This window comes from Agrobacterium tumefaciens str. B6, assembly GCF_001541315.1.
Lineage (GTDB): Bacteria > Pseudomonadota > Alphaproteobacteria > Rhizobiales > Rhizobiaceae > Agrobacterium > Agrobacterium radiobacter.
Window position 1 is genome coordinate 72194 of sequence record NZ_LMVK01000005.1, and the last position, 14245, is coordinate 86438.

Here is a 14245-nt window from a genome sequence, read left to right on the forward strand (position 1 = left end):
CATTCCCGGTAGGCACGAATTAAAGTTGCAAACTAGAATACGACGACATCAGAGGCGACTGTTTTCTTTTTATTTATGGAAGGAACCAGTTTGGGACTTAGGGGTTTTGCAATGTTGATTGGCAGTGCCCGACTGAGCCGAACTGACGAGAATGCGATAACGATGAGCTATAATTTCCAGGGAAAACAAATCCTCGTATTGGAGGACGACGCGCTTCTGGCGATGGATATGGAGGATTTTCTTTCCGATCTGGGGGTCAACGTCGTCGGGCCCGTTTCGCACATTGGCGCGGCCTTGGAAAAAATAAACGCCACTGATCTGGACGGCGCAGTCATTGACCTCAATCTGAGAGGCGAATTGTCCTTCCCGGTCATCGAGGAGCTCAAGGCGGCAAATATCCCTTTCGTCATATGCAGCGGATATGCGGAAATACCCGGAGTGCGTGCGCAGCTGGACGGGCTTACCGTCGTCTCCAAACCCTGCGATTTCGACAATCTCTCGCATGTTCTGGCAAATGAGTTTTCACTGACCAACTAGGGCGGGGCTAATCTCGGTCCGGTGCCCCAAGCCGCTTCTTTTCATGTGGCGACTTAGTCCAGGGGAAAGATGACCTGATATTGCAGGCCGTCGCGGTCGTAGCGAATTTCACTTTCCGCTTGCAATTCGTATTGCGCGCCCCTTGTTACAAGGGTGGTTCCAAAGCCCGTGTCTTCCGGCATTGAGACCGGCGGGCCTCCGCTTTCCCGCCACCGCAGATTGATACGGTCGCGTCCGTCTCCGTCACGAAGCTTTTTCCAGACAACGTCAACCTTTCCGTTCGCACCGGAAAGGGAACCGTATTTCTGCGCGTTAGTCACCAGCTCGTGCAGGATCATTCCCAGCGCCAGAGCGGATTTTGGCGATACATGAACGCCATCCGGACCGTCGAGTTCGACCCTGCTCGTGAAGGTATTATGCGGCTCGATCGCGCGCTTCACGACATCTCTCAAATCCGTCTCACCCCAATTGCTCTGAAAAAGCAGGGCGTGGCTTTCGGCCAGAGCGCTTACGCGCGCCACCAGCCGTTCCTGATAATCCTCGATCGAGGTGCTGCCTTTCGCCGTTCTGCGGATGATCGATATGACCATCGCCATCGTATTCTTGACACGATGGCTTAGCTCGCGGACGAGCAGCTCCTTGTGCAGCTCCGCCCGTTTTCGCTCCTGTTTCTCCCGAGCTTCCGCCAGGGCGCGCTCCACAGCGGATGGCAGTCTCACAAGCCGTTGCTTGAGGACGTAGTCCGTCGCGCCGCGCCGGAATGCATCGATGGCCGCATCCTCACCTAAAACACCGGACACGAAAATGAACGGCGTATCGGGTCTTGTCGCCATAACGACATCGAGCGCCGACATGCCATCGAAGTCCGGCAAAGAGAAATCCGCGAGAATGATATCGAACTGCTGTTTTTCCAACGCCTCGATGAACGATGCCTTGCCAACGGCCCTCGTTACCGCAGGCGGCGTCGAAAGACGTGAAAGCTGTTCTTCGATCAGTTCGGCATCCACCGAACTGTCTTCGAGGAGAAGAAGTCTGCTTGCCTCCATTCGCGACACAGTCTCATCCGCCATTGCGATGTGCACCCGGCGGCGGTTCGTTCAGGAGAGCCCAGAAGACGCCAAGATCCTGTATAGCCTTGAAGAACTGGTTGAATTCCACAGGCTTGACGACAAATGCGTTCACGCCGAGTTCGTAACTCCTGACGAGATCCTGTTCTTCTCGCGACGACGTCAGCATGACGACTGGAATATGCCGCAAGTGATCGCTGCCCTTGACCGTCTGCAAAACCTCAAGCCCGTCCACTTTCGGGAGTTTGAGATCAAGAAGAACCACGGCCGGATCACCGCCCGGGCGGTTATGATAGCTACCGGTTACAGTCAGATAGTCGAGTGCTTCCGTACCGTCGCGTGCCACCACCACCTCATTCGCCAGCTGGCATTTCTCAAGAGCGGTCAGCGTTAGTTCCAGATCGCGTGGATTATCTTCCACCAGCAGAATGGGTCTGAGTTCAGGCAATTTTTTCCTCTTCAACTTTCGTAACCGGCAATGTGAAGAAGAACGTGGCTCCCTCACCGACAGTTCCCTCGGCACCGACCAAACCGTGATGGCGTTCGACAATTCGTCGGACCAGCGCAAGTCCAATGCCCGTTCCCTCGAAATCCTCTACCCGCTGCAATCTCTGGAACACACCAAAAAGCTTGCTGTAATAGGCCATATCGAAGCCAACACCATTATCTTCGACCGAGTAAGTGACGTCGTCCTCGGTTTCGACCGCAGAAATAGTGATGATCGAGACCGGCTCCCGGGACGAATATTTGATGGCATTTTCGATGAGATTGTACCAGACCTGCCGCAGCAGGGTCGCATCCCCGAATATCACCGGCAACTCGCCGATGCGCCACTCGATCTCGCGATCGGCAACGGCGTGCCCGAGAGAGCGACGAACTTCGCTCACCACCTTCTGCATATCCACCGGTTTCAGGGACAGTTGCGTGCGACCAAGCTGTGAGAAATTCAGGAGATCATCCACCAGCCTGCCGGCGCCCAGCGCCGCCTCTGATATCATCTGCAGATAATGCGAGGATTTCTCGTCCAGGGCATTGCTGCGCTCCCGCAACAACTGCGCAAACCCGACGATATGACGGAACGGGGCACGCAGGTCGTGCGAAACGGAATAGGAAAAGGCCTCCAACTCTTTATTGGTCCGCTGCAATTCCCGCGTCAGATCTGCCATCTCCTCGGCCTTGCGCAGGACAATGCCGATGATCGCACTGCGAAGCTCCCTCGCTGCCGCAAGCTCGGGCTCCGACCAGGGAGATGACGTGTTGCGCAATTGCTCCTTCCAGATTTCAAAAGACTTGCGGGGATGAATGCGCCCGCTCTCCTGCACCGTCTTGTGCGGATCACCGCCCCAGCGTACCGTTTTTATGACTTCCGGCCGAAACCAGATAAGCCAGCTGCCGTGCAACTCCGAAACCCGCATCGCAATAATTCCGCTTGCGGTGGCGGCATAGGCCTCAGCGGCGGCGTAATCGCCGGATAGGTTGTCGGTTGCAAAAACATCGGCAACGTCCTGCTCACCGAGCCATAGGACAAGCTCTTCAACCTGCTGCCGTGACGGCGTCCTGCCGACCAGCTCATAGTCGTCGCCGAGGACGAGTGCCGCGCCGTCCGCTCCCACCTGTTTCAGCAGGTCGTTTTTTTCATCGTCACCCGCAAGCAGTCCATCAACCCATTTTTCGGCAGCAGCCATCCCCTTCAGCAGGCGCGCCTGAATGTGGCCAAGCTCCACCCGGCGGGATGCATCCTGGGAACTCTGCTCCATGGCGATCCGCATCGACAGGAGCTGCGCGGCAAAATCGCAGGCTTCACGGACGGCAAGGGATACCGAATGGGGTGTAGCGTGGTGGCAGGCAATCAAGCCCCAGAGAGCGCCATTGACGAGGATCGACACCGACATCGAAGCGGCCGTACCCATATTGCGCATATATTCGAGATGAACCGGCGACACACTGCGAAGCTGAGAAAAGCTCATATCGAGCACTGCTCCCGTTTCCGCATTCACCGGCGGCCTGATCGGGACGGGCTTATAATCGACATAGGGAATCATTCGCAGGCGATTGATGGTGTAGAGCTGCCGCGCCTGCGGCGGGATATCGCCCGCCGGAAAGCGAAGTCCGAGATAAGACGGCAAAGTCCCGCTTCCGGCTTCCGCCACGACATGACCGCTCCAGTCCAGTCCGAAGTCATAGATCAGCGTACGATCATAACCGCTGATCAAAGACACCAATTGCGCCGTCCGAAAAAGCGCGTCCTCCAGCGACGGCGCGCTGTTCAGATATTGCGCCAGATTCGTAAGTTCGCCCATCAGCTTTTCAGCCGACTCGCCCTCTCTTGCCTTTTCGACCTCGAGAATAACCAAAGTCCCGGATCGATGCGCCGAAACAACGAGTTTCTTTTCAGCCCATGCATATCGGAAATTGCTCTCTTCGCCGGAATACCAGGCGGAAAGTTCAGAGATGAACGGCAAGATTGTTTCGGTGACGACGGCACCGATTGGTAAGGCCGCATCAATATAATCGGCAAGATTATCGCTCGCCTGCACAACGGAGAGTTCCCGCGCGGACAGAACCAAAAGGGCTCCATGTTCCTGAATAGCACCGGGAATGTGGATGGGCTCTGCGCCGCAACTATCCAGTTTCGGCGTATTTGAACTCATAACTTTCTCCAGCCGCTCTTTTTGCGAGAACGTTCGACCTGCTCAAAAGATGCGGCCAACCTATTGATTATTGCGGGGATGTAAACGCTCGTTTTCGCAAAATTGCCGAATGATTTCCACCGGATTTCCGGTTACGCAAACGTAGGACGTTCACGCGGCCATAGATTGAAACAATCACGCGATAAGAAATCCGGGCGCTGGCGCAGCAAAATCGGCGCTTGTTGGACGTCAATGATCTTTTTGGAAAAGTCACTGGAGCGGGTAGCGGGAATCGAACCCGCGTATTCAGCTTGGAAGGCTGCTGCTCTACCATTGAGCTATACCCGCGGTGGTGATTTCGATCCGTGCAGAATGGTGGAGGGAGTTGGATTTGAACCAACGTAGGCGTAGCCAACGGATTTACAGTCCGTCCCCTTTAACCACTCGGGCATCCCTCCAGCTTTCTGCTAGGATCGAGCAACCAAGCTCTTCAGATTTCGCTGCGGCGAAGCGCCGTTGCGTCGTCTGTGGCGCGTATATGACGGCCTCGTTCGTTTCTGTCAACACGCCCTTTCACGAATTTTCGGGAAAAAATTCAAACCTGTTTGCAGCCCTGTGGATTATCGCGGGGGCTGGTGCGCGCCTCTTTGCAGAGATATAAGGCGCCATGAGCAAAGACGATCCCAACAACAAATCCACCCGCGACACGCACTATGCCACCCTGCGCCGTGCCGTGCGCGACGCCAAACGCGAGCGGGGCGAAATTCCGACCCCGCAGCAGCCGAAGCGCCGGAACCGCGGTGCCGATGACTGGAAGCCGCCGCAGCTCGCGCCCGATCAGGTGCATCTTTACGGCCTGCATACCGTGCGCGCGGCGCTTACCAATCCCGAACGGCAACTCATCAAGCTATCCGTCACCCAGAACGCCTTTGCGCGGCTGGATATCGGCGAGGCGGATGCCCAGCCCTTCCCGGTCGAGATGGTTTCGCCGCAGGATATCGACAAGGTTCTCGGCCCCGATGCCATCCATCAGGGTGTGATGCTGGAAACCAGGCCGCTGCCGGTCAAGCGGCTCGGCGCGCTGAAGGACAGCCCGCTCATCCTCGTGCTCGATCAGGTCACCGATCCGCACAATGTCGGCGCCATCATGCGCTCGGCGGTCGCCTTCAACGCCGGCGCCGTCATCACCACCATGCGCCACAGCCCAACCGAGTCAGGCGTGCTGGCGAAATCGGCTTCCGGTGCACTGGAACTCATTCCCTATATCCAGATCACCAATCTGGCCGATGCGCTGGGCGAGCTGCACAAGCTCGGCTTCTTCTCCGTCGGTCTGGATTCGGAAGGCCCCGCCCCCATCGAACAGACCTTTAGCGGTGAAAAAATCGCACTGGTGCTGGGCGCCGAAGGCAAGGGCCTGCGCCAGAAGACGCGCGAAACCGTCTCGGCGCTCGCCCGTCTCGACATGCCGGGCGAGATCAAATCGCTCAATGTTTCGAATGCGGCGGCCATCGCCCTTTATGCAACGCAGCAATTTCTGGGCAAAGCGTCATCCTGACGCTTGCCCTTCCTTGCGAAATCGCAAAGCGCAACGCATGCTGCGCCTTTGTCATTCGCATGGAGCAAATCTCAACATGACCAACCCAACCATCAAACCGACCGGCGAGCTGACTCTCAGAACGCTCGCCATGCCGGCCGACGCCAATCCGGCCGGTGATATTTTCGGCGGCTGGGTCATGTCACAGATGGACTTGGCGAGCGGCATCCGCGCCGCGGAACGCTCCCGCTGTCGTGTGGTCACGGCAGCGGTCAAGGAAATGGCCTTCGAACTGCCGGTGAAGATCGGCGACACGCTGTCCATCTATACCGATATCGCCCGCGTTGGCCGCACGTCCATCACGCTCACGGTGGAAGCCTGGGCGCAGCGGTCGCGTTATGACAAGCTGGAGAAAGTCACCGCCGGAACTTTCATCATGGTGGCAATGGACGAAAACGGACAACCCACGCCCATTCCCGCAGCGGAATAATCGCGTTGCGGCACTGGGCTCCAGTGCCGCTCTCAGCTCAAACGCCATATACAGCAGGCAGCATAGACATCTCGCGCATTGTCAGGATCATTCCTCACCGATGCGATCCCTGTTGTCTCTCCCCTGCCGTCATTGTGTCGCGGTGACATCTCGCCGCAAATATGACATTCCGATCCCATGGGATTCATTCGCAGGATCATGCAGGATAGAAGTTCGGCTGGCGCCATCGCCATGCTGGCGGTTCTGCTTTTCCTTTTGCAGGGTCTCGCCAATGGCCTGACCAGCGGCAATATGGCGATGGCCGCGCTGGCGGCGGATGAGATCATCTGTTCCAGCCATATGCCTGAAGGCGGCTCGGACAAACACGACCCGGCGGGCAAGATCGCCGATGACTGTTGCGGCACGCTCTGCCGTCTGGCCTCGGCCACGGCCGCCGCTCTTCCGGTTATTCCCGTCGAAGGCGCGGACAATATTCTCCCGGCGGTCGAAGTCGCCTTTTTGAATTTCGACGCGGTGCTGTCGCCATCGCCGCCCAATCTGGAATCGCGCCCACGCGCGCCGCCCTTCGCTCCGCAGCGCTAGAACACTGTCCGGCCTGCCGGAAAATCCATTCTCTTGCGGAGACATCCATGTCCGTTACGACCTCTTTCGAGGGCGAGCGTGCGCCTGCGCATTCCTCGTCCGCAAATCTTTACCGCGCCGTGTGGCGTTGGCATTTTTATGCCGGTCTCCTCGTCCTGCCCTTCATGATATCGCTCGCCGTCACCGGCGCGCTTTATCTCTTCCGGGACGAGTTCGACAATTTTATCCATTCGGACCTTAAGCGCATCGAGGTAGCGCAAAACGCGCCAAAAGCCCTGCCTTCCGAGATCGTGGCCGCAGCGCTCGCGGCCGTTCCCGGCACCGCCGTCAAATATACGACACCGGCCGATCCGGGTGCTTCGACGGAAATCACCGTCAGTACCGCGGTTGGAAAGCAGGCCGTCTACGTAAACCCCTACACCGCTGAGGTGGCCGGTTCCCTACCGGATCGCGGCACCGTCATGTGGACGATCCGTTATCTCCACAGCCTGAAATATTTCGGCGCCTATGCCCGCTATCTGATCGAGATCGCGGCCGGCTGGTCCATCCTTCTTGTCGCCACCGGCATCTATCTCTGGTGGCCGCGAAAGCAGACGGGTGGAGTCGTCACCGTGCGCGGCACGCCGAAAAAACGGGTCTTCTGGCGCGATACCCATGCCGTCACCGGCATTTTCGTCGGCTTTTTCATCGTCTTTCTTGCGGTCACCGGCATGCCCTGGTCGGGCGTATGGGGCGCGAAGGTCAATGAATGGGCGAATGGCAGCAACTTCGGGTACCCGGCGGGCATCCGCACCGATGTTCCGATGTCCGGAGACCATCTCGATCATGTGGCGAAGACAAGCTGGTCGCTGGAGCAGGCAAAAATACCGGAATCCACCACCACCTCCGAAGGCCAGCCGATCGGAATCGACGAGGCGATCGCACGTTTCGATGCACTCGGCCTTGCCGCCGGTTATGCCGTCGCCCTGCCGGGAAAACCGACCGGCGTCTATAGCGGCTCGGTCTATCCCGATGATCTCGGTCAACAGCGCGTTGTGCACCTTGATCAATATAGCGGAGAGCCGCTGATCGACATGAGCTACGCCGATTACGGCCCGCTTGGCAAGGCGCTGGAATGGGGCATCAATGTACATCTGGGACAGCAATATGGCCTCGCCAACCAGATCGTGCTTCTGGCGGCCTGTATCGGCATTGTGCTGCTTGCCGTGTCCGCCGGCGTCATGTGGTGGAAACGCCGTCCGAAAGGGTCGCTCGGAGTGCCGCCCCTGCCGCAGGAAAAACGCGTGCTTCGCGGCCTGCTCGTCATGCTCGCCATCGGCGGCGTCATTTTCCCGTTGGTGGGCGCGAGCCTGCTGGTCATGCGCGTGCTGGACCTGATCATACAGTCCCGTCAGAAACGGCGCGTAATCTGAAAATGGAAACAGCCGGGCGAAAATCCCGGCTGTTCCCTTGTCATCGGTGAGGCGTCGAGGGGCTGCCCTCAGAACATCGTATTATTGTTCGCCGCCGTTTCCGGAACGGGCTGGATCACATCCCAGTGCTCGGTGATCTTGCCGTCGGTGACGCGGAAGATATCGACGATGGCCGTACCGCGATCGCCGTCTTTTTCGGTCGAATGAATATGCAGATAGACGAGATCGCCATCCGTGGCGCTGCGCACGATGCGCGCCTTCGACTGCGGGTTTTCCTTGAAGTGACCGGTGAAATAATCCACGAACGGCTTCTTGCCATCCGGCACCATGGGGTTGTGCTGCTTATAGCTGTCGACAATGACGGCAGCCCCCTTCTCCACTTCATGCTTATTGAAAACGGTATCGTAAAACTCGATCACCAGCTTGCGGTTGGCCTCTTCCTGGGCGAGATCCCGCTTGGCGGTTTCGGCCAGGACCGGAGCGGCCATCAATGCAGGCGCAAGAGCGAGAGCGGCGATGGCAAGACGACGTGTCACGAAATTCATGGGTGATACCTCTCAATAACCGACGGTGAAACGCTGGCGGGAATGCTGCGGCTTCTCGATTTCATCGACAAGCGCAATGGCGTAGTCCTCAAAGGAAATGCGGCTGCCTTCGGCATTGCTGAGAAGCTCATCTTTGCCGATACGGAATTTGCCGGTTCTTTCCCCCGGCACGAATTCGGCGGATGGCGACAGGAAGGTCCAGTCGAGCTGCTTTTCCCCTCTCAGGCGGTCCAGAAACTCCGCGCCCTTGGTCGCTTCGGCCTTGTAGGCGGCCGGGAAATCCGGCAGGTCAACCACACGCTGGCCCGGTGCTATTTCAAGGCTGCCGGCACCACCCACCACGAGATAACGGGGAACGCCGGAGGCGCGCACGGCCTCGATCAGCGTCACGGGATCGCTGGCGGTGAAGTGCACCGCGCTGATCACGGCATCGTGACCTTTAAGCAGCTCCGAAAGCCCTGCCCGATCGAAAACATCGCCCTGTTTTGCCACCACGTTCGGCAGGCTGGCGATCTTTTCAGGGCTGCGGGCGATCGCCGTCACCTTGTGGCCCCGGTCGGAAAGCTCCTTCAGAATACGGGATCCGGCATTGCCGGAGGCTCCGATGAGCGCGATTTTAGCCATGACTTCTTCCTTTGTCGGTATCGTTATTGGTCTAAATAATAGACCGCTAATGAAAGCTATGATATCGCAACCCCGGCCGCAAGAAGTCAGCCGCCGCTGATCAGGTCACACGGCGATGACCTGAAGGGGTAAGAAAATGGAAAGGGCGAGGCAAAATGCCGGATATGCAAACCAAAGAAATCTTCGTCTTCGACCAGCCCTGCCCCATACGCGACGTGCTGGATCGTATCGGCGATCAATGGAGCCTGCTGGTTCTGGAAGCGCTTCAGGGCGGCGTGCTGCGTTTCAACGAATTGAACCGCAAGATCGACGATATTTCCAAGCAGATGTTGTCGCGTACGTTGAAGCGGCTTGAGGAAGACGGTTTCATTCGCCGCACGCTTTATGCGCAGGTACCGCCGCGCGTGGAATACGAACTGACCAATCTCGGCCGTTCGTTTCTGGTGCCGATGCAATTGCTGGTGCAATGGGCCGATGAGAACCACGTCCGTATCTGCAAGGCGCGGCTGCAATATTCCCAAAACGACAATCGCAGCTGACAGGAAGCAGGCACCCAGAGCATTTCCAGTAAAAGTGCGTAGCGGTTTTACGTCCGGATAATGCGATAAACAAAGAGATGGAGCACGTCCGACGCTTCCGTTTAAACCGGACGTGCCCTAGCCCAGCCGGTAGACCTTGCAGACCAGCCCTTCCGGCTGGCGATAGGTCGTGAAGCCCATGGCGTCGTAATAACCCTGCCCGAGCATGTTGTCCGCGCCGATGCTGGCATCGATATTCTTGAGGCCCCGCGCCTCTGCTGCCCTTCGCGTTGCCGCGAAGAGGGCGGATCCTACTCCTCTTCGCGCCGCCTGCGGGCTGACATGGGTGCCGATGATGCCCCAGCCTTCCGCCACGCCATAGGGATTGTCCGCCCGCGCATAACGCAGCGACTGGAACCCCATAATGCGCCCGTCATCGTCCTCGGCGACCGAACATTCGATACGATCGGTGTGCTGGATATAATTCTCCAGCACCGCCGTAATATCCGTCGGCGCTTTTCGGAGGCCGGCCGAGAATATCTCGTTCTGGACCGCCGCCATTCCCGTCGCGTCGTCAACTCTTGCAGGGCGTATTTTCATCGATACATCACCTCATATCCGTTGCGATTGGTTCCGCCGGTAAAGCGCCAGTCTCTTTCGTTTGTCTTCAGGAGCGGAAAATGAAGGAAGCGCCGAAGGCGATCAGCGCAAAACCGATCACGTGATTGATGGTGATGCTTTCCTTCAGCCAGAAGATCGAAAACAGCGCGAAGACCGCGAGCGTGATGACTTCCTGAATGGTCTTGAGCTGCGCGGTGGAATAGACCTCCGAACCTATGCGGTTCGCGGGAACGGCCAGCACATATTCGAAGAACGCGATACCCCAGCTGGCGACAATAGCCAGGAAGAGCGCGCTGCCCTTGTGCTTGAGATGGCCGTACCAGGCGAAGGTCATGAAAATATTGGAGGCGATAAGCATCAGGACAGGCCAGATGTGGGCAGGGCTGATTGAGAACGGCATGATGGGTCCTGGAAAAAGGGAGGGATGTCATGAAATGCAGTATAAAAAGCAGTCTGAAGGTAAACGTCATTCTGCCCGTATGGATTTGCTCTAGCGCATCCGCCCGAAAACCGGAATCGATTTTCTGCAGATTTTAGCAAAGCTGTTTTCAGCCGCTACGCAACGCATCCGGCCGAATTTTGTTCCGCACGCTTCGTTTCCTTTTTGTACTCATTTTTTCGCTGTATCCCCTTCACTTTGTGCGTGACTCCCTCCATATTTCGCCCATGGCCAGATCACCGAAAAACTCCACCTCCTCGCCCTCGGGCTTCGAGGAAGCTCCGCAATCGTCATTCGAAGGTGCGCCGCTCAGCGGCAGCGTCTCCGATTGGGTGAAGCAGCTTGAGGCGGAAGCGGAGGCATCCTCCGTGGAAACCCAGCGCGAAATCGCCTCAAAGGCGGGCAAGCACCGCAAGAAGATCGAGATCGAAGCACGCAAGGACGCGGAGAAGGCCGCCTCGAAGACGGCCAAGAACACCACGGCCTCCAAGACCGCGCGCGGTGTTTCCATCGGCGCATCGAGCGATCCGAAAACCCGCGCCGCCGCCGGCCTCAATCCGGTCGCCGGTATGGACGTATCGCTGGAGGATGCCGCCAACCTCGCGCCGGGCGCCGTCACCGCAACGGTGGACGCGCTGTCGAAGCTGATCGAGAGCGGCAATCCGTTGTTCAAGGACGGCAAGCTGTGGACGCCGCACCGCCCGGCCCGGCCGCCGAAGTCCGAAGGCGGCGTTACCATCCGCATGGCCTCGGACTATCAGCCCGCAGGCGACCAGCCGACGGCCATCAACGACCTCGTGGAAGGCATCAATTCCGGCGAGCGCAGCCAGGTCCTGCTCGGCGTCACCGGCTCTGGCAAGACCTTCACCATGGCCAAGGTGATCGAGGCGACGCAGCGCCCGGCTGTCATCCTCGCCCCCAACAAGACGCTGGCCGCGCAGCTCTATTCGGAGTTCAAGAACTTCTTCCCCGACAATGCGGTGGAATATTTCGTCTCCTACTACGATTATTACCAGCCGGAAGCCTATGTGCCGCGCTCCGACACCTTCATCGAGAAAGAATCCTCGATCAACGAGCAGATCGACCGGATGCGCCACTCCGCCACTCGCTCACTGCTGGAGCGCGACGACTGCATCATCGTCGCCTCGGTTTCCTGCATCTACGGTATCGGTTCGGTGGAGACCTACACCGCCATGACCTTCCAGATGCAGGTCGGCGACCGGCTGGACCAGCGCCAGCTTCTGGCCGACCTCGTGGCCCAGCAATACAAACGCCGCGACATGGATTTCCAGCGCGGTTCGTTCCGCGTGCGCGGTGACACCATCGAAATTTTCCCCGCCCACCTTGAGGATGCCGCCTGGCGCATCTCGATGTTCGGCGACGAGATCGATTCCATCACCGAATTCGACCCGCTGACCGGCCAGAAGACCGGCGACCTGCAATCCGTCAAGATCTACGCCAATTCGCACTATGTCACCCCGCGCCCGACGCTGAACGGCGCGATCAAGTCGATCAAGGAAGAGCTGAAGGTCCGCCTCGCCGAACTGGAAAAGGCCGGACGTCTGCTGGAGGCCCAGCGGCTTGAGCAGCGCACCCGCTATGATGTGGAAATGCTGGAGGCGACCGGCTCCTGCGCCGGCATCGAGAACTATTCGCGTTATCTCACCGGCCGTAATCCCGGCGAGCCGCCGCCGACGCTGTTCGAATATATCCCTGATAACGCGCTGCTGTTCATCGACGAAAGCCACGTCTCCGTCAGCCAGATCGGCGGCATGTATCGCGGCGACTTCAGGCGTAAGGCGACGCTGGCCGAATACGGCTTCCGCCTGCCCTCCTGCATGGACAATCGTCCGCTGCGCTTCGAGGAATGGGATGCCATGCGGCCGCTGACGGTCGCGGTTTCGGCTACCCCCGGCTCATGGGAGATGGAACAGGCCGGCGGCGTCTTTGCCGAACAGGTCATCCGCCCGACCGGCCTTATCGATCCGCCGGTGGAGGTTCGTTCCGCCCGTAGCCAGGTGGACGATGTTCTCGGTGAAATCCGCGAGACAGCCGCCAAAGGCTATCGCACCCTCTGCACCGTGCTGACGAAGCGCATGGCCGAGGACCTGACCGAATATCTGCACGAACAGGGCGTTCGCGTGCGTTACATGCACTCGGATATCGACACGCTGGAGCGCATCGAGATCATCCGCGACCTGCGCCTCGGCGCTTTCGACGTGCTTGTTGGTATCAACCTGTTGCGCGAAGGTCTCGATATTCCCGAATGCGGTTTCGTGGCGATCCTCGATGCCGACAAGGAAGGCTTCCTGCGCTCCGAAACCTCACTGATTCAAACCATCGGCCGCGCCGCCCGTAACGTCGACGGTAAGGTCATTCTTTATGCCGACAACATCACCGGCTCGATGAAGCGGGCGATGGAGGAAACCTCCCGCCGCCGCGAGAAGCAGATGGCCTATAACGCCGAGCACGGCATCACGCCGGAATCGGTCAAGGCGAAGATCTCGGATATTCTTGATTCAGTTTATGAGCGCGATCACGTAAGGGCCGATATATCAGGTGCTTCCGGCAAAGGCTTCGCCGATGGCGGCCATCTGGTCGGCAACAATCTCCAGTCCCATCTCAACGCGCTGGAAAAATCCATGCGCGACGCCGCGGCCGATCTCGACTTCGAAAAGGCCGCCCGCCTGCGCGACGAAATCAAACGTCTCAAGGCCGCCGAACTCGCCACCATGGACGACCCGATGGCGAAGGAAGAGGCCCGCGCCATCGAAGGCGGTGGAAAAAACAACAGGCGCAGCCACTTGTCGATCTCCCCACCTGAGGGGGAGACATCCGGCAGGACGGAGGCGGGCGCCGCGCCGAACGAAAGCGGCAAATCCCTTTTCACCAAACCCTCACTGGATGAAATGGGCCCCGGCTCAGATGCGGAAAAACCGCTGTTCCGCAGGAACACGCTGGACGAGATGACCGTGGGCAGAACCGAAAAGCCCGTGCGCAGCGCAGTACCAGACAAGCCCGAGACCGAATCCGGCAAACGCTTCTCACCGCTCATGGAAGGCCAGCCGGAGCGTGCTACCGATGATCCGCGACCACTGGTGCGTGGCAAGATCGGCGCGGGGTCCTATGAAGACGCCGGCGAGCAGAAGCGCAAAAGCCGGACGAAGGGCAAGACGGGTCGGCCGGGACGCTAACGCGCCCCAGGCGTTATTCAGCGCCATGCTTATGTATCGCGAAAATATGGCC

At 58.6% G+C, this 14245-nt stretch carries 14 protein-coding genes and 2 tRNA genes; 7 read left to right on the forward strand and 9 right to left on the reverse strand.

Going from position 1 to position 14245, the window contains the following annotated elements:
• The first annotated feature begins 111 nt into the window (after positions 1-111).
• On the forward strand, positions 112-537 hold the full coding sequence (locus ASB65_RS06145) for a response regulator (protein WP_223566956.1): 426 nt from the start codon (positions 112-114) through the stop codon (positions 535-537).
• A gap of 53 nt (positions 538-590) precedes the next feature.
• On the opposite strand, the gene ASB65_RS06150 is transcribed toward ASB65_RS06145, so the two are convergent.
• The 5 genes from ASB65_RS06150 to ASB65_RS06170 all read right to left on the reverse strand — a co-directional run bounded on the left by ASB65_RS06150 (position 591) and on the right by ASB65_RS06170 (position 4692).
• Positions 591-1583: a sensor histidine kinase gene (locus ASB65_RS06150; protein ID WP_003507649.1), complete on the reverse strand. Its 993-nt coding sequence runs from the start codon at positions 1581-1583 to the stop codon at positions 591-593.
• 13 nt (positions 1584-1596) lie between these two features.
• Positions 1597-2052, reverse strand: coding sequence for a response regulator (locus ASB65_RS06155; protein WP_060723329.1), 456 nt, complete (start codon positions 2050-2052; stop codon positions 1597-1599).
• On the reverse strand, positions 2045-4255 hold the full coding sequence (locus ASB65_RS06160; protein ID WP_060723330.1) for a sensor histidine kinase: 2211 nt from the start codon (positions 4253-4255) through the stop codon (positions 2045-2047). The genes ASB65_RS06155 and ASB65_RS06160 overlap by 8 nt, the downstream gene beginning before the upstream one ends.
• Positions 4256-4508: 253 nt before the next feature.
• A tRNA-Gly gene (locus ASB65_RS06165) sits at positions 4509-4582 on the reverse strand.
• Positions 4583-4607: 25 nt separating this feature from the next.
• Positions 4608-4692, reverse strand: a tRNA-Tyr gene (locus ASB65_RS06170).
• A 209-nt stretch (positions 4693-4901) separates the two neighbouring features.
• Here ASB65_RS06170 and rlmB point away from each other — a divergent pair.
• The 4 genes from rlmB to ASB65_RS06190 all read left to right on the forward strand — a co-directional run bounded on the left by rlmB (position 4902) and on the right by ASB65_RS06190 (position 8252).
• A complete protein-coding gene (rlmB, locus tag ASB65_RS06175) occupies positions 4902-5789 on the forward strand; it encodes a 23S rRNA (guanosine(2251)-2'-O)-methyltransferase RlmB (RefSeq protein WP_060723331.1) in 888 nt (295 codons plus the stop codon).
• 76 nt (positions 5790-5865) lie between these two features.
• On the forward strand, positions 5866-6258 hold the full coding sequence (locus tag ASB65_RS06180; protein ID WP_003507645.1) for an acyl-CoA thioesterase: 393 nt from the start codon (positions 5866-5868) through the stop codon (positions 6256-6258).
• A 177-nt stretch (positions 6259-6435) separates the two neighbouring features.
• Positions 6436-6840 carry a DUF2946 family protein gene (locus ASB65_RS06185; protein ID WP_003507644.1) on the forward strand — a complete coding sequence of 135 codons (405 nt, stop codon included), beginning with the start codon at positions 6436-6438 and terminating at the stop codon, positions 6838-6840.
• A gap of 47 nt (positions 6841-6887) precedes the next feature.
• Positions 6888-8252 (forward strand): PepSY-associated TM helix domain-containing protein, encoded by a 1365-nt coding sequence (locus ASB65_RS06190; protein ID WP_060723332.1) that lies wholly within the window; start codon positions 6888-6890, stop codon positions 8250-8252.
• 68 nt (positions 8253-8320) lie between these two features.
• On the opposite strand, the gene ASB65_RS06195 is transcribed toward ASB65_RS06190, so the two are convergent.
• Together ASB65_RS06195 and ASB65_RS06200 are read right to left on the reverse strand one after the other, a co-directional pair.
• Positions 8321-8797 (reverse strand): nuclear transport factor 2 family protein, encoded by a 477-nt coding sequence (locus ASB65_RS06195; protein ID WP_003507634.1) that lies wholly within the window; start codon positions 8795-8797, stop codon positions 8321-8323.
• A 12-nt stretch (positions 8798-8809) separates the two neighbouring features.
• Positions 8810-9421: an NAD(P)-dependent oxidoreductase gene (locus tag ASB65_RS06200; RefSeq protein ID WP_060723333.1), complete on the reverse strand. Its 612-nt coding sequence runs from the start codon at positions 9419-9421 to the stop codon at positions 8810-8812.
• A 155-nt stretch (positions 9422-9576) separates the two neighbouring features.
• Between ASB65_RS06200 and ASB65_RS06205 the strand changes: the two genes are divergently transcribed.
• Positions 9577-9960, forward strand: coding sequence for a winged helix-turn-helix transcriptional regulator (locus ASB65_RS06205; protein WP_060723334.1), 384 nt, complete (start codon positions 9577-9579; stop codon positions 9958-9960).
• A gap of 117 nt (positions 9961-10077) precedes the next feature.
• On the opposite strand, the gene ASB65_RS06210 is transcribed toward ASB65_RS06205, so the two are convergent.
• Both ASB65_RS06210 and ASB65_RS06215 read right to left on the reverse strand, forming a co-directional pair.
• Positions 10078-10500: a GNAT family N-acetyltransferase gene (locus tag ASB65_RS06210; RefSeq protein WP_077998890.1), complete on the reverse strand. Its 423-nt coding sequence runs from the start codon at positions 10498-10500 to the stop codon at positions 10078-10080.
• A 106-nt stretch (positions 10501-10606) separates the two neighbouring features.
• Positions 10607-10960, reverse strand: a complete 354-nt coding sequence (locus tag ASB65_RS06215) for a DMT family protein (protein WP_020009373.1) — start codon at positions 10958-10960, stop codon at positions 10607-10609.
• 266 nt (positions 10961-11226) lie between these two features.
• Here ASB65_RS06215 and uvrB point away from each other — a divergent pair, with 266 nt between their 5' ends.
• On the forward strand, positions 11227-14193 hold the full coding sequence (gene uvrB, locus ASB65_RS06220; RefSeq protein ID WP_060723382.1) for an excinuclease ABC subunit UvrB: 2967 nt from the start codon (positions 11227-11229) through the stop codon (positions 14191-14193).
• Positions 14194-14245 lie beyond the last annotated feature (52 nt).